Source organism: Niallia sp. FSL W8-0177 (assembly GCF_038006285.1).
Classification (GTDB): domain Bacteria; phylum Bacillota; class Bacilli; order Bacillales; family Cytobacillaceae; genus Niallia; species Niallia circulans_A.
Window position 1 is genome coordinate 3,763,317 of record NZ_JBBOUX010000001.1, and the last position, 15,181, is coordinate 3,778,497.

The following is a 15,181-nucleotide window of genomic DNA, read 5'->3' on the forward strand; positions in this document are numbered from 1 at the left end:
AAATAGTGGTGCCGGATCAAAAAAGTTATTGACATCCTTGTTATTCACTTTTATCATGATATTGTACTCGAGTTCAAAAAAATATACCTTAGTACAATTTTATAAAAAAAGGTGGATAAGAAGAATGACAAATATTAGAACACATCCAATTGACATTAATGGAAATCCATTTAGTAGAGCCGGATTTGTCATCGTTTTAATGATTGGTACTTTTTTAACTATCATAAACCAAACGTTATTGGTCACAGCTTTGCCAAAGATAATGGTTGACTTAGACATTAGTGCTATTAACGCACAATGGCTCATTACTGCATTTATGTTGATCAGTGGCATCATGATTCCCACTTCAGCATTTTTGTTAAATACAATAAATAATAGAACATTATATATGACAGCAATGGTAAGCTTTGTAATAGGCACAGTAATTTGTGCTCTCAGCCCTACATATAACATACTGTTATTAGGACGTATCATCCAGGCGGTTGGTTCAGGATTGATTATTCCTTTAATGCAGACATTAATGTTTTTAGTATATCCGGTTGAACGACGAGGAGAGGCTATGGGGTTAGTAGGAATTGTTATTGCATTTGCTCCCGCTATTGCTCCTACTTTATCTGGGTGGATTGTTGATTATTTTAATTGGCGATACTTATTTTATATTATTCTCCCAATTGCTGTGATTAACATGTTGCTGGCATGCTTCTATTTGAAAAACGTCATTAATTTAAATAAACCGAAGATTGATATCCTTTCTATTATACTTAGTAGCTTAGGTTTAGGTTCCCTTCTATATGGGATTAGCGTTGCAGGTAATATAGGGTGGCAAAATAAAATTACAGGGTTCTCTTGCATAGCTGGTCTCCTAATCATAATCTTATTTTCCCATCGACAATTTAAACTCACCCAACCTTTTTTGGAGTTACAAGTTTTTAAAAGTAGAACATTTACATTGTCTACAATGATCGTTTCTATTATTTTTATGACAATGATTGGATTTGAAATTCTTTTACCTATTTATACACAAACTATAAAGAGCTTCTCAGCACTTCAATCGGGGCTAATATTGCTTCCTGGTGCGATTGTACTGGGTATTATTTCTCCAATATCAGGGAAATTATTTGATAAGTATGGCGTTAAAAAAATATCAATAATGGGCATGTTCATTCTAGCGGCAGCAACTTTTCCATTCTTATACCTCTCTAACAATACAGCTACTTGGTGGATTGTTTGTCTTTATTCATTTAGAATGCTAGGTATGGGATTTGTCATGATGCCGTTAGCCACTGCGGGAATAAATGCGTTATCTAATGATTGGATAAGTCACGGTTCTGCAATAAATAATACTGTTCGACAAGTGTTTGCCTCACTAGGCTCCGCAGTCATGGTTGGAGTTATGTCGGCTACTGTGACCAAATATTCAAGCTATTACGAAGACTCTTCCTTTATTCCGTTGTTGAATGGTCTTAAGAATGCCTTTATATCCGGCTTAATTCTAATCGTCATCGCATTTATACTATGTTTTTTTATAAAGTCTCCATCGAATAAAGCTGAATAAACAGTATCTCTTCTATTAAGTCATCTGCCTTATGGGTACTCTTTTAAAAGGAGAAAGGATATCTGGAAATTCGATATAGCTTTGAAATTTAGAGATATTGGGGAATTATTTAAATCGACTTACAAAAGTTCCATCTATTAATCTATTTGTAACTTAAGAACTCTTAACAAACAGTGATCTAAAATCAGTCATAAATTATTTCTTAAAACTTAACTAAAACGATTGGTGAGTTTTAGTAAAAACAACTATGTGGAGGAATTCAAATGAATCATTTAAAGTCAGACGACCCAAAAAGTACATACATTCAATCTTACGATAACGTATTAAAAGCATTATGGCCAACACAATTTTCCTCTTATTTTGTAGAAACGTCTTATGGAAAGACCTATATAATTGAGAGTGGAGATAAGTTGTCTCCCCCACTACTCCTTTTGCATGGTGCTAAAATGAGTTCGACCATGTGGTATCCAAATGTGGCAGAATGGAGTAAGCATTATAGAGTCATTTGTATTGATATTTTAGGTGATACAAATAAAAGCATTGCAGAGAAACCATTCTCCAATCGATTAAGCTATGCCTCTTGGTTAAATGAAGTGCTAGACTCTTTGAAAATTGCTAAAACAAATATTGTAGGTTTATCCTATGGTGCTTTACATACGGTTAATTTCTTGACCTTTTTCCCTGATAAGGTGAATAAAGCTGTTATTATGAGCCCAGCTGCTACTTATATTCCTTTTCAGCCTGAATTCTATTCTTACGCTATCGGATTAGTTAGTAATGAAGCAGGAGTTAACAACTTTTTAAACTGGATTTTTGGCAACCGTTATACTGTTGACCCTCTAATAAAACAACAATTAATAGCTGGAATGAAGGACACTGTGTCTTCTCCACCAAAAGCAACTCAGGTGAAACAAGCATTCCCCTATGTATTTGAGGATGAGGAATTAGCTCAAATTCAGACTCAACTTCTTCTGTTACTTGGAGAAGAAGAAGTAATGTATGATCCTGTGGAAGCTTTTAATCGTGCCAAGAACTCCTCTCCTCATATTATGACAGAGATTATAAAAGGAGTTGGTCATTTGATGTCGATGGAGAAGCCAGAACAAATTAATAATCGCGTCTTAAATTTTTTTAATAAATAGAAAAAGATAAAAGCCCTTATTGATATTACATGAGGGGCTTTTATCTTTTCATCCTCTCTTAAAAATAAACAAAAGTTTATTTTTCTGTACTCAAGTCTATTTTTATGGTAGATTGGTATTATAATGATAACCATCATATTTTAAGGAGTTAAAATTGTATGAGTAAAAAAGAAAAAATCATTGAAGCAGCTAAACAATTATTTCGAACAAAAGGCTATCATGATACTGCAATCCAAGATATCTTGGAACAAGCAAAAGTTTCCAAAAGCACATTTTATAATTACTTCTCTACAAAATCACAATTGATTCTTTCTATTATTCAAAAAGTTGACGAAAAAGTTGACGAACAACAAGATACGTTATTGCTGGAAGGAAGTCCATATGATAAACAGCTATTTCATTCCCAGCTTCGAGTAAAGCACTCCATTTATGGGACGGAGAAAATCTCGGAATTGTATAATATCTCTTTGGGCGAAAATGATGAAGAATTACAAAGTTACATGCAAGAAAGACATTATAAAGAACTAAATTGGCTGTCAAAACGCTTAATAGACGTTTATGGAAAAGAGATCGAAAAAAGTGCAATGGATTTATCCACACATTTTATTGGAAGTTTAGGTTATCAGTTTAGATATTCCGATCAAATAAAGCTGAATATAAGTAGTTCTGATATTCTAGATTATAATATTTTACGTTTAGAAAATAACATTGAGATTACAAAACAAACGAATCAAGTTTTATTTCCGTATAAATCAGCTAATTCAGCCGACGATCAAGAATCAGCTATTAGGGAAATAAGAAAATTACTTGACAAGTGTATAAGTTGGGATGAATTATCACAAGAGCAAAAAGAATTAATAAGTTTTATTTTAGAAGAAACTCAAAGTTCTTATACAAGATGGGGTGTTTGTGAAGGTGCTATTCGTCAATTACAGACACTATCTTCCTCCACAGATTTATCTTATCAAAATATATTGAAAGAATTATTTGACATTATCCATACGCAAAAAGATATTTATCAATAATGTTAAATGTTATGTAACACACTTTTTTATATAAATCAGCAGTGTAGCTAATTGAAAAGCGCTATCCTACCTTAATAAATTGAAGGCTATCAATGGATTTAACTAACCTATATTTAAATAAGTGTAAGGAGAGAATACCATGAACAACTACTTAGAGAGAGTAAGGAAGCTGAGTAACTTGGAGCCAAAGACACTGGAGCAAATGGCATTAAAGTTATCAGAAGAAGCTGGGGAAGTGTCGCAGGCTGTGCTTTCTTATTCAAATGCAAGTGGAAGCGACTATAAACAGCTCAATAAAGAAGACATTAAGGAAGAATGTGTTGATACTCTCCTTGTTGCTTTATCATTATTTTATAAGCTTTCTAATCAAGAAGAAGAGCTGTATGACTTACTAGATAAAAAAATGAATAAATGGGAAAACAAAATAAGTTAAACAAAAAGCCTGCGCTATAGCGAGTCTGTTGAAATGAACAGATAATACCAGCTCGGAATAAAGGTTGGAGTGGTAATTACTTCTTTTGTCAAAATGCCTTTACAACGCAGCAAATAAATTTTTCAAAGAGCTTTGATTCTTAATACTGGACTAGTGAGTCTTTGATTAGAATAAGAAAATTCCTAACTATAGGATTTAAACGATAAAAATATAATAATAAAGGCCGTTTTCTTGTCATGTTATTCCAAATATATATTTTTTTCCTCTAATATTCAACGAAGTCTTATTTATGAGATAGAATGAATGCTATACAATCCAATACATATGGGAAAAAGCTAGATATGCCTGTGTTCCCAACATGTCGGTCTGCACTTTAAGCTATTGCAGCTGCTGACTCCTGAATAAAAATCACTCTTTCTTATCACACTAAGAGAAAAAAGGGTGATTTTTTTATGACTAATTTTCTGCTGACTAACTTGTTTTCGGCATTTCTCCTTCATCGCAACTTACAATGGCACCGTAAACTCGTCTTTCTTGCCATCCCATTGTTTTTTCTATTTATGCTTCTGCAAGGAGAGTATATTATTGCTCGTTTGAAAAAAAATACCTTTCATTTATAAATTAACGGGGAACATGGATAGCATCCTCTTCCCCCATTTTTATTTAGGTTTTCAGCAATGAAATAGGAAATATAGACAAACATAATGCCATAAACAAGTTGTTCTAATTGGTGTAAGTCGATAAAAAACGGTAATCGGCTTCCGCAACGTCTAATATCCCAAACTATTTAATGTATAGTGAGGATGTATGGAAATACATTCAAGCAACTATCTAGGATAAGCGCGAGGGCGGTGAATGGTACTCCCGCATTGACGCAGACGGCGAAGTTATTTCTTCCCTCCGCGATGAAAAGTATCAAACACAAGAAAATATCGTCGATTCCTGGAAATGTCCCTATCATCATGCAAGAATGTGTTTAGAAATGATCAAACGCTTAGCTAATTAAAGAGAAAACCACTGCTCCAGCAGTGGTTTTCTCTTTATCCTTTTAGCACCTTATCAATAGCAGCAAGCTCTTCCGCACTAAAACGAATATTATCCAGCGCCTTCACATTGTCTTCAATTTGGCTTACCTTGCTTGCGCCAATCAGTACACTTGTGACAATGCCATCACGCAAAATCCAGGCCACGGCCATTTCGGCAAGGGTTTGCCCTCGTTCTTTCGCAATATTGTTTAAAGCTCTGACTTTATCGATCGTCTGATCCACATTTTCTTTATGCAGCCATAGTCCCGTTTCCCGATTGGCACGAGAATCCTCAGGAATTCCATTTAAATAGCGGTCTGTCAATAATCCTTGAGCAAGTGGACTGAAGGCAATCGCTCCAAGCTGTTTTTCCACTAAAACATCCTTCAATCCATCCTCGATCCAGCGATTAAACATGCTGTAAGAAGGCTGATGAATAATGAATGGCGTTTTTTTCTCTTCAAAAATCCGCGCGATTTCTCTTGTTTGCTCCGATGAATAGTTGGAAACACCAACATATAACGCTTTACCTTGACGGACCAATAAGTCCAAAGCCTCGGCCGTCTCCTCTAATGGCGTTTCCTCATCTGGACGATGGTGATAATAAATATCCACATAATCAAGCCCCATCCGCTTTAAGCTTTGATCAAGACTAGCCACTAAATATTTCTTCGAGCCACCATCACCATACGGCCCAGCCCACATCCCATATCCTGCTTTTGTGGAGATAATCAGCTCATCCCGATACGACTGTAAATCCTTTTCTAAGATTCTTGCAAAATTCTCCTCCGCACTACCAGCAGGCGGCCCATAGTTATTCGCCAAGTCAAAATGCGTAATCCCCAAATCAAACGCTCTTCTTACAAGAGCACGACTATTTTCAAATAAATCGACACCCCCAAAATTATGCCACAGCCCCAGTGATAGCGCCGATAATTTCAATCCACTCTTCCCCACACGATTGTAGATCATCTTTTCATACCTATTATCATTTGCCATATACATAATTCGTCCCTCTTCTCTCATTATTTTAACTACTATTTTTTGAAAAAAAATAATATTGTGGACTAGCAATATATTGAATCTTAATCGTTGTTTAATGGTCAGCGGCTACTTCGGCGATACTATGTCAGTTAGTTTGAGAGCTACGAAAGTTTGTTTGCGCGATTCACTAGATTACTTGTGGGTTTTGTCCGTTTATTTGCAGTTCTTGCGAGTTTCCTTGCGGCTCTCCACACTTTACTTGCTCCTTCCGCATACTTACTTGCGACTTCGCACACTTTGCTTGCGCCTTCCTCACACTTACTTGCGACTCCGCACTTTCCATTGCCTACTTTCCAAAAACAAGCTCATAATTATAAACAGCACCAATTAAATTGGCATCATTTTGAAAATCGCATATAGCTACGTCGGGAATGAATGGAGCGATTTTTGTGCTTTCTACTACTCTGGCAAGATGAACGTTCAACTCGTCTAGTAAGCCTTCCTTAGCAGAGACACCGCCGCCAATTATGATTTTTTCCGGATCGAAGCTATACTGCAGATTGTAGATGCCTGTTGCCAAATAGTGATAGAACGTTTCTACTTCTTCTTTTGCTGCCTTATCTCCTTGTTCGGCGAGTTCGAATACTTCTTTGCCGCTTAACGGAGTTTCTAATCCCATTCTCTTGGAATAGCGTTTCGCCATATTGACAGCCGTCCCTAGGTCACTAAAGGTTTTATCCTCTTTTAGCAGCATGTATCCAAACTCGCCTCCAAATAGATGCTTCCCATGACGAATTTTTCCATCCACAATAACTGCACCGCCAATTCCCGAACCAATAACTACGAACAGAACATTCTGCATTCCACGAGCGGCACCTTTCCATACTTCCGCCAGACCTGCACAGTTTGCATCATTTTCCATGGAAACAGGACAGCCAAATAGTTCCTCTAACTCGAATATAACCGGAAAGTGGTGAATATAAGGAACAGCACTTGCCCCTTCAATCACTCCTTTTCTTTGATTCACCGCACCTGGAGCACTAATTGCAATGCCCTCAATAGTGTATTTTGCGTCCATTTTTTCTTTTAACTGCATCATTTCTTGTTTCATCTCATCCCACATTTTTGGTGTGATGAAAGAGCCTTTGTCCACTAGCTTTTCTTTTTCCCAGACAGCAAACTTGACGGAAGACCCGCCTATATCCATTACTAATAAGGACATTTGAACACCCTCCATTTGTGTACGCTTTCACTTTTATTATATGCTTTGAGAAAAGATCACCGCAAAAATTAAGCGATGATCTTCTTCCTAATTATTCAATCCCATTCTTGGCACTTACTTCTTTAATCCAATAACCCGATTTCTTAATAGTTTTCACTTGGGTATGAATATTGTTTGAAATAAATCCATAGCGGTTGCGATAGGCATTCATCCAGCTCCAGCAATCGATTGGAGTCCATAAATGATAACCATAACAATTAGAGCCCTCCTCGATTCCCTTATGAATCCATTCCAAATGTTCTTGAATAAATTCAATGCGGTAATCATCCTCGATTACGCCTTCTTCATTTAAGAAACGTTCCTCACGGGAAACGCCCATGCCATTCTCTGATACAAACCATTCGATATTTTTATAGTTATCACGAATATTGATGGCAATATCGTATAGCGCCTTTGGGAATATTTCCCATCCTTTATCCAAGTTCATACGACGCCCAGGCATGGCGTAATGATCGTAATAGCGATCTGGCATCCAGTCCCCGACACTGTTTGGTGCTACATCTGGTGCTTTTACGCGCGAAGGATGATAGAAGTTTACCCCAAGTGTATCAATGGTATTTTCTTTTAAAATCGCTAGCTCTTCTTCTGTTGCTTCCCAAATTACTTTATCCTTTGTTAAAAGTTCCACTAATGCAGGCGGGAATTCTCCGTAAACGGCTGTATGCAAGAACATTTCATTGCGCCAGAGGTCCGCAATTCTTCCTGCTTCCACATCTTCTGGCTTATCGCTAGCTGGATAGGACGGAGTTAGGTTTAAGATTGTGCCTATTTTCGCGCCTTTTTCGTTCATTTTTAAGTCGCGGAATTCTTTAATGGCTTTTGCAGATGCTAGGTTCAAGTTATATGCCACCTGTACTGCCTTTTTTCCATCTACTACTTTTGGATAATGGAATTGGTATAAATATTGCCCATCGACAATGACCATTGGCTCATTAAACGTGAACCAATGCTTCACGCGATTGCCGAATAATTCAAAGCAGCGGCGAGCAAACTTGGCAAAAAGATCAACGACATGCTTAGATTCCCAGCCGCCATACTGATGATACAGCTCGACAGGCAAATCGAAATGATGCAGGTTCATTACAGGTGTAATCCCTTGCTTGATAAATTCATCAATTACATTGTTATAAAACCGTACGCCATCTTCGTTTAAGCTTGCTGTTTCGAAATCATCAATTAAACGTGTCCACTGAATCGATGTACGAACAGAGTTTAAGTTGATCTCTTTCATTAATGCAATATCTTCTACATAACTATTGTAAAAATTAGATGCTGTATCTGGTCCTACATGATTATGGAATACTTCCGGCTCTGTTTCATACCAGTAGTCAAAAACGTTCGCATGCTGTTTATTAAAACGGCCTTCACTCTGCGGCCCAGATGTTGCTGCACCCCACCAAAAATTTTCCGGAAATTTTTTCATGATACTAATCTCCCTTATTGTTTTCTTATATGCTCTAAAGTAAAAGGATGATTCCCCTCTATTTGATTAATAGAAGGACGAATCTCTCTTTCTAGTATGTATTGAGAATTATCAAGTGTCGGTTTGCTTTTACCAAAAATAAAGATGCTCTAGCCAGGATGTTTTTTCAATGACATGAAATAAATAACCTATTAATCCATTTGATAAATAAAATTCTAGTGTTTCTTCTTTGAGTATAATCATTCTACTCATGATTTAACAAAAATCCCCTGACTCTATCTCCGAGCTTCGGCAAATATTCATGCCCATACTCTGGGAAGAAGATCATCTCTTTTGGTGAAGAAATCTGATTATACACAGCAAATTGCGTTGCTGGCGGACAAACTCCATCTTCTAACGCAATTGCCACTTTACTTCTGCTTTAATTCTCGGTGCCAAATGCTGTAAATCAATGTATTCTAATGTATCGAAAAACTCCTCTTCTCTGTCATGCATTGGGTCGCGGAATCGAAACCAATATGCCAATTCCTCATATGCAGATGAATTAATGTCTAACTCAAATACTTTGCGATAATCACTAAGGAAGGGATATTGCACTACTACTTTTTTCACTCTCGGTTCCAGTGCTGCACAGACTAATGATAAAGCTCCCCCTTGTGAGGACCTTGAACAGAAATAGCCTCTTCATCAACTTCCTCCATGCTCATTAAAATTCTAGCTGCATGAGCAGTATCTAAAAATACGCTTCGATAATAAAGGCTCTCTGGTCCTTCTTCGACCCCGCGGATAATTAATCCTTTTAATGTCGTTCCTTTCGCCGTTGTCTTATCTTCTGACTCTCCGCCTTGCCCGCGACAATCCATCGCAAGAACAGCGAACCCCTCTGTTACCCAGGAAAGCTTATCACCAAAGTCCCCACTATCGCCATGGTAACCATGAAACATCAGCATCCCAGGCACTTTTCCTTCTATTTTTTTCGGGCGGATATATTGGCATCTTATCCTTGCACCTTTTACACCTGTAAAATATAAGTTGAAAAACTCTGCCGTTTTGGAAGGAATCTCTACTCTTTCTAACTCGTAATCTAAGCTTTGTTCTGCTAGCTCTTGTATCGCTTTATCCCAATACGCATCATAATCCGCGGGCTTTCGACCAGATCCTTTATATTCTCGATATTCATTGATTACCTGCTCTTTTTTCATGAAGGACACCTCCGAACTGTTATCGTTTTCATTATAATGTTTATACTTGTAATTGTAAATGTCTATGTTTATTTCTTTTAATGTAAAACCAAAACTTTTATTGAAGTATTTTTTCGATTATAAGTGCGGTTATTGGCTATTTTATTGAGTAACTTTCTTTGTATACTTGCTGATTATGTGTTTTGTTGGAGCTGATGGAGGATGAGGTTGCAGCATTTTTGGTATTGTTGCGGTTTATTCAACTTTGTTTGCAGTTTTGCTACTTTTGCTTGCGACTCTCTCCATTTTACTTGCGACTCTGTCAACTTTGCTTGTGGGCTCCCCCTCATCCTCTCCAATCCAATAAACTTTTCACAAAAACAATAAAAAATGTATATCTGCGGAATTGGCTGCATTTGTTAGAAGTAACAGATTTGCATTTAAAGGGGGACTTACAATGGGGCGACATTCAAAAAAGGTAATGGTGATGGAATCGGTAAAGGATTGGGTAATCAATGGACGGGTGAAACCGGGGGATCGGATTTATTCGGAGTATGAGCTTTCGAAGCTGTTTGATGTAAGCAGGCACACGGTTCGATTAGCGATTGGAGAGCTTGTCGATGAGGGATGGCTCTATCGGGAGCAGGGTGTTGGCACCTTTTGCGGGGAACCTTTTGCTAGTAGAAAAGGTAAGAAAATAGCGAATGGGAAAAACATTGGGGTGATGACCACTTATCTTTCTGATTATATTTTTCCATCGATTATCCGTGGAATGGAAACTTATTTAACAGAAAAAGGCTATACTTTAACATTAGTTTGTACGGAAAATGATCATGCAAAGGAGCGATTATGTATCCGCAAGCTCCTTGATTTGAATATGGATGGGCTTATTTTAGAACCTACGAAAAGTAGTCATTTCAATCCTAATCTAGATTATTACCTGGAGCTGGAGGAACGCCATATTCCCTATGTAATGATCAATCAATATTATTCGCAGCTTTCTCCCTTCTATTTAATCATGGATGATGTAAAAGGCGGATATATGGCAACAAATCATTTAATCCAGCTTGGGCATGAACAACTTCTTGGTCTCTTTCAATCAGATGATTTACAAGGCGTTCATCGCATGCAAGGCTTTTTGCAGGCGCTGCGAAATGAAAAGCTTCCGATTGCACCAGAGCTTGTCGTTACTTTTACAACAGAAGAATTACATGCTGGTTTGGAGGAGAAAATTTTGAATACGCTTACAAATCGAAAGAATATACCTACTGCTATCGTCTGCTACAATGATAATATTGCCGTTATTGTTCAAAAAGTTTTACAAAAATTGCATTTATCTGTACCAGAGGATATCTCCCTTGTTGGCTTCGATGATACTGCATTAGCTGACTCACCAAATCTTCCCTTAACTACTATCGCCCATCCGAAAAGTCATATGGGAAGAGATGCAGCTAGAAGAATAATTGCAGCCATTGAAGGAAAAGAATACACGCTTTTCTTGAAAGACCCGATTATTTATGAACCAGAACTAGTCATCCGTTCCTCCACTAACATTGTAAAAAAGAACAGATCCGCCGTGTATTGACACACGCGGATCTTAACATACTAGAATATTAATTTTCCTATTAATCCACTGATAATTCCTAAAACGACTACCGATATGGATACAAATACGAGCACTTTTCTTGGAAAGGATTTTGCTACCATCAATAAAGATGGCAAGCTTATACTTGGCAGTGTAATAAGCAGGGCTGCAGCTGGTCCTGCTCCAAGACCCATCGCCATTAACGTTTGAATAATTGGAATTTCTGCGGCTGTTGGAATAACAAAAAGCATCCCAGCAACTGCAAAAAGCAGAATAGCAAGCAAACTATTAGACATGCTGTCACTTAGCTGCGGGAAGAGCCAAAAACGCGCTGCCCCTAGAATTAATACGGACAGAACATAGGCCGGTACCACATAAAGAACCATGCTTCCAAGAGAAGTAAGCCATCTATTTAAAAATGGACGCTTATCTACTTCCGCATCTTCTATTAATTTATCCACAGAGACAGGAGTTGGATTTTTAACAAAGCGGTTGGCAAAATAGCTAATGCCAAATGTTAAAACTAGTCCAACGATAAGACGTAATAATGTAAACTTCCAAGAAAGGACAAAGGTCATAAAAATTAAGGTTGCTGGGTTGATGGTTGGATTCCCAATCCAAAAAGCCAAGCTTGCGCCGACGGAAGCATTTTTTTTACGAAGCCCCACAGCGACTGGCGCGGCACAGCAAGTACACATCATTCCTGGTATGGATGCTAGTCCTGCTGCTGCAGTACTGCCAAAGCTCGTTTTTCCTAGCACCTTTAATAGCCAGCCAGTCGGCAGAAGCACTTGCACAAGGGAACCAAGTAGAATACCTAAAATTGCTGCCTTCCAAACAGATTGGAAGTAAGTGACCGTATAATCTACTGCGGCACTCCATGTGAATGTTCCGGAAATTTGATCCTGTAAAATCGAATCTCCGATAGAATTTGTTTGAAAAGAAAGGATGGCTTTATGATAATATGGCCACCATTTCACATATGTGAGACCGATTACTGCGACTAAAACAAATAGAAAAGCGAACCAAAACGTTCTTTTTTTGCTTGATTGCTCCTCTGCTAACGTACTCATCACTTTCACCTTCGATATATTAGATTAATTGCGTATAAATTATATCATATTTTAAATTTTAGGTACCCGAAAAATGATTCAACCTCCTTTTTTTCCCATCCAATCTACTAGGCATGCAATGAACCGCCCATTGCTTTATAATAGAGAAGGATACTTAATAAAAAATATTTAATTTACTAGAAAGAAGGTTGGTGTCATATGACACAGTCTTATTCCGTTAAACTTACATCTTTATCCTCCAAAGGGGGCTGCGGCTGCAAAATCGGTCCTGCTGACTTATCTGAAGTTATTCGTACATTACCACCAGCAGAGAAAAATCCAAATCTTCTTGTTGGCTTAGATACAAGCGATGATGCTGGCGTTTACAAGCTGACAGATGAATTAGCAATCGTGCAAACAGTCGACTTCTTTACGCCAATTGTGGATGATCCTTACTCGTTTGGACAAATTGCTGCAGCGAATGCCTTAAGTGATATTTATGCAATGGGTGGAAAACCGTTAACTGCCCTAAACATTGTGGCTTTCCCTATTTCTGTTTTGGAAAAAGAAATTTTGGCTGATATTATGCGAGGTGCTGGCGATAAAGTGAAAGAGGCTGGAGCTACCCTTGTTGGCGGACATTCCATTGATGATAAAGAACCCAAATTTGGTCTTGCTGTCACTGGAACCATTCATCCAGATAAAGTACGTACAAATGCCGGTGCTAAGCCTACTGACAAACTAATTTTAACAAAACCAATCGGTGTCGGTATTCTAACCACTTCTATTAAAAGAGGTCTTTTATCAGCAGAAGAAATTGATCGTGTGACAAAAGTTATGGCTACACTGAATAAGAAGGCTGCTGAAGTGATGGAGGCTTATAATGTGCATGCTTGTACAGATGTAACTGGATTTGGATTACTTGGACATGCTTCAGAGATGGCGAAAGGAAGCAATACAACCATCCATATTAAGCGCGATCAAGTTCCTGTTCTTCCACGCGTAAAAGAATTAGCGGAACAAGGAGTAATTCCTGGCGGTACGAAAAATAACTTTGCCCACCTAGAAGGCGATGTTACTTTTGCTTCTGACTTAGATGAGCTTGATCAGTTGATTTTATGTGATGCTGTAACGTCTGGCGGATTGCTTATTTCGGTGGAAGGTGAACAAGCAGATGCATTGCTGCAAGAATTAGTTGATGCCGGTGTAGAAGCGGCGATCATTGGAGAAGTCACAGAAGAGAGCCCTGGCCATATTTTTGTTGGGTAAGAGAAAGGCGGAGCTACCTTGTTTCAAGATATAACAATCGAACGATTATTTGAATTACGGGAGAAAAAGGAATTTTCTTTAGTAGATGTTCGCTCTCCTTCTGAATTTAACGAGCATACAATTCCTGGCAGTATCAATATCCCTCTTTTTACAGATGAGGAAAGAGCAGAAGTTGGGACTCTTTATAAGCAGGTAAGTGTGGAAGCGGCAAAAGCTCGCGGCTTGGAAATCGTGTCTGCTAAACTGCCTGCTTTCATCCAGTCCTTCCAAGAATTATCAAGGGATGTAGTGGTCTTTTGCTGGCGGGGCGGCATGCGCAGTAAAACAGCGGCAACCGTTATTGATTTAATGGGCGTGCATAGCTACCGCTTGCAAGGCGGTTTCCGAACGTACCGCCAATGGGTTATCCACCAATTAGATACAATGGAAATGGCTCAGGAAGCAATTGTCTTAAACGGCTACACGGGTTCCAATAAAACTGTTATTTTACAGCATTTAAAACAAGAAGGACTTCCTGTATTGGACTTGGAAGGAATGGCCAATCATCGTGGCTCCATCTTCGGACAAATTGGACTCAAGCCCCATAATCAGAAGACTTTCGACTCCTTGCTTGTCGGTGAAATCGAAAAGCTGCCTGCTTCTCCCTATTTTTTAATGGAAGGTGAAAGCAAGCGGATTGGCAAAGTACTGATGCCTAACTTTCTTCTGAAAAAAAAGGAGGCTGGCCTTCAGCTATTTATTCATATGCCCATCGAGGAGCGAGTTCAGCATATATTGGCTGACTATTCTCCAGCCGATCATCATGATGAATGTGTAGAAGCATTCCAATTAATCAAGCGGCGCATCCACACACCCGCGGCTGCTAAAATTGAAGAAGCTCTGCAGACTAGAAATTATGCTGAAGCTGTTGAATTGCTGTTAACCTACTATTATGATCCACTCTATGAAAGAACGGCTTTACAATATAAAGATGAGCAAACTATCGATTTATATGTGCAAAACACAGAGGATGCGATCATCAAAGTGAAGGAGTTTTGGCAAAAGAAGAGTCGGACTTCAGCGAAGAGTGAAGTGAACTAATTTAGAAACTTTGCTTTTGGAAATAGCTTTATTACTTGTTATTGAGGACAAGTGATAAAGCTTTTTTTAGTTTGGAAGGCGTGGTGCGAGTAGAATGTTAAATGAAGGAAGGGAATTTGCAGTGGTGATTGAATGTGGAGTCGAT

At 38.2% G+C, this 15,181-nt stretch carries 13 protein-coding genes and 1 pseudogene; 8 read left to right on the forward strand and 6 right to left on the reverse strand.

All coding sequences use genetic code 11. From position 1 onward, the window contains the following. Positions 1 to 124 precede the first annotated feature (124 nt). The 5 genes from NST77_RS18320 (at position 125) to NST77_RS18340 (ending at position 4,775) form a co-directional block, all read left to right on the forward strand. Complete coding sequence (locus tag NST77_RS18320; RefSeq protein WP_171510144.1) at positions 125 to 1,555, forward strand: MDR family MFS transporter; 1,431 nt, start codon at positions 125 to 127, stop codon at positions 1,553 to 1,555. 263 nt (positions 1,556 to 1,818) lie between these two features. After that, entirely contained in the window at positions 1,819 to 2,697 is an 879-nt protein-coding gene (locus tag NST77_RS18325) for an alpha/beta fold hydrolase (RefSeq protein ID WP_095332546.1), read from the forward strand. A gap of 158 nt (positions 2,698 to 2,855) precedes the next feature. Then, positions 2,856 to 3,722 (forward strand): TetR/AcrR family transcriptional regulator, encoded by an 867-nt coding sequence (locus tag NST77_RS18330; protein ID WP_095332544.1) that lies wholly within the window; start codon positions 2,856 to 2,858, stop codon positions 3,720 to 3,722. A 139-nt stretch (positions 3,723 to 3,861) separates the two neighbouring features. Beyond that, positions 3,862 to 4,155: a MazG-like family protein gene (locus NST77_RS18335; protein WP_095332542.1), complete on the forward strand. Its 294-nt coding sequence runs from the start codon at positions 3,862 to 3,864 to the stop codon at positions 4,153 to 4,155. 452 nt (positions 4,156 to 4,607) lie between these two features. After that, positions 4,608 to 4,775 (forward strand): hypothetical protein, encoded by a 168-nt coding sequence (locus NST77_RS18340; protein ID WP_163186384.1) that lies wholly within the window; start codon positions 4,608 to 4,610, stop codon positions 4,773 to 4,775. Positions 4,776 to 5,195: 420 nt separating this feature from the next. Here the strand turns inward: NST77_RS18340 and mgrA are convergent, their stop codons facing one another. From mgrA to NST77_RS18365, 5 genes and pseudogenes are all read right to left on the reverse strand, one after another. Further along, on the reverse strand, positions 5,196 to 6,188 hold the full coding sequence (mgrA, locus tag NST77_RS18345) for an L-glyceraldehyde 3-phosphate reductase (RefSeq protein ID WP_163186412.1): 993 nt from the start codon (positions 6,186 to 6,188) through the stop codon (positions 5,196 to 5,198). Between the two features lie 163 nt (positions 6,189 to 6,351). Then, on the reverse strand, positions 6,352 to 6,507 hold the full coding sequence (locus NST77_RS18350) for a hypothetical protein (protein WP_163186387.1): 156 nt from the start codon (positions 6,505 to 6,507) through the stop codon (positions 6,352 to 6,354). A gap of 3 nt (positions 6,508 to 6,510) precedes the next feature. Next, on the reverse strand, positions 6,511 to 7,386 hold the full coding sequence (locus NST77_RS18355) for an ROK family protein (RefSeq protein WP_095329646.1): 876 nt from the start codon (positions 7,384 to 7,386) through the stop codon (positions 6,511 to 6,513). Positions 7,387 to 7,477: 91 nt separating this feature from the next. Beyond that, positions 7,478 to 8,869 carry a glycoside hydrolase family 1 protein gene (locus NST77_RS18360; RefSeq protein ID WP_095329645.1) on the reverse strand — a complete coding sequence of 464 codons (1,392 nt, stop codon included), beginning with the start codon at positions 8,867 to 8,869 and terminating at the stop codon, positions 7,478 to 7,480. Between the two features lie 244 nt (positions 8,870 to 9,113). Next, positions 9,114 to 10,071: pseudogene (locus tag NST77_RS18365) on the reverse strand (acetylxylan esterase). A 436-nt stretch (positions 10,072 to 10,507) separates the two neighbouring features. Here NST77_RS18365 and NST77_RS18370 point away from each other — a divergent pair. Further along, positions 10,508 to 11,635 (forward strand): GntR family transcriptional regulator, encoded by a 1,128-nt coding sequence (locus tag NST77_RS18370; RefSeq protein WP_095329643.1) that lies wholly within the window; start codon positions 10,508 to 10,510, stop codon positions 11,633 to 11,635. 20 nt (positions 11,636 to 11,655) lie between these two features. Here NST77_RS18370 and NST77_RS18375 read toward each other — a convergent pair whose 3' ends face one another. Next, positions 11,656 to 12,708 carry a permease gene (locus tag NST77_RS18375; RefSeq protein WP_095329642.1) on the reverse strand — a complete coding sequence of 351 codons (1,053 nt, stop codon included), beginning with the start codon at positions 12,706 to 12,708 and terminating at the stop codon, positions 11,656 to 11,658. A gap of 198 nt (positions 12,709 to 12,906) precedes the next feature. On the opposite strand from NST77_RS18375, the gene selD reads away from it, so the two are divergent. After that, a complete protein-coding gene (gene selD / locus NST77_RS18380; RefSeq protein ID WP_095329641.1) occupies positions 12,907 to 13,956 on the forward strand; it encodes a selenide, water dikinase SelD in 1,050 nt (349 codons plus the stop codon). Between the two features lie 18 nt (positions 13,957 to 13,974). Next, positions 13,975 to 15,036 (forward strand): tRNA 2-selenouridine(34) synthase MnmH, encoded by a 1,062-nt coding sequence (gene mnmH / locus NST77_RS18385; RefSeq protein ID WP_095329640.1) that lies wholly within the window; start codon positions 13,975 to 13,977, stop codon positions 15,034 to 15,036. Positions 15,037 to 15,181 lie beyond the last annotated feature (145 nt).

Excerpts from the sequence above, each read along its gene's own strand:
- NST77_RS18320 (WP_171510144.1), top strand. The coding sequence starts at position 125 with ATGACAAATATTAGAACACATCCAATTGACATTAATGGAAATCCATTT.
- NST77_RS18325 (WP_095332546.1), top strand. The coding sequence starts at position 1,819 with ATGAATCATTTAAAGTCAGACGACCCAAAAAGTACATACATTCAATCT.
- NST77_RS18330 (WP_095332544.1), top strand. The coding sequence starts at position 2,856 with ATGAGTAAAAAAGAAAAAATCATTGAAGCAGCTAAACAATTATTTCGA.
- NST77_RS18335 (WP_095332542.1), top strand. The coding sequence starts at position 3,862 with ATGAACAACTACTTAGAGAGAGTAAGGAAGCTGAGTAACTTGGAGCCA.
- NST77_RS18340 (WP_163186384.1), top strand. The coding sequence starts at position 4,608 with ATGACTAATTTTCTGCTGACTAACTTGTTTTCGGCATTTCTCCTTCAT.
- NST77_RS18350 (WP_163186387.1), bottom strand. The coding sequence starts at position 6,507 with ATGGAAAGTGCGGAGTCGCAAGTAAGTGTGAGGAAGGCGCAAGCAAAG.
- NST77_RS18355 (WP_095329646.1), bottom strand. The coding sequence starts at position 7,386 with ATGTCCTTATTAGTAATGGATATAGGCGGGTCTTCCGTCAAGTTTGCT.
- NST77_RS18360 (WP_095329645.1), bottom strand. The coding sequence starts at position 8,869 with ATGAAAAAATTTCCGGAAAATTTTTGGTGGGGTGCAGCAACATCTGGG.
- NST77_RS18370 (WP_095329643.1), top strand. The coding sequence starts at position 10,508 with ATGGGGCGACATTCAAAAAAGGTAATGGTGATGGAATCGGTAAAGGAT.
- NST77_RS18375 (WP_095329642.1), bottom strand. The coding sequence starts at position 12,708 with ATGAGTACGTTAGCAGAGGAGCAATCAAGCAAAAAAAGAACGTTTTGG.
- selD (WP_095329641.1), top strand. The coding sequence starts at position 12,907 with ATGACACAGTCTTATTCCGTTAAACTTACATCTTTATCCTCCAAAGGG.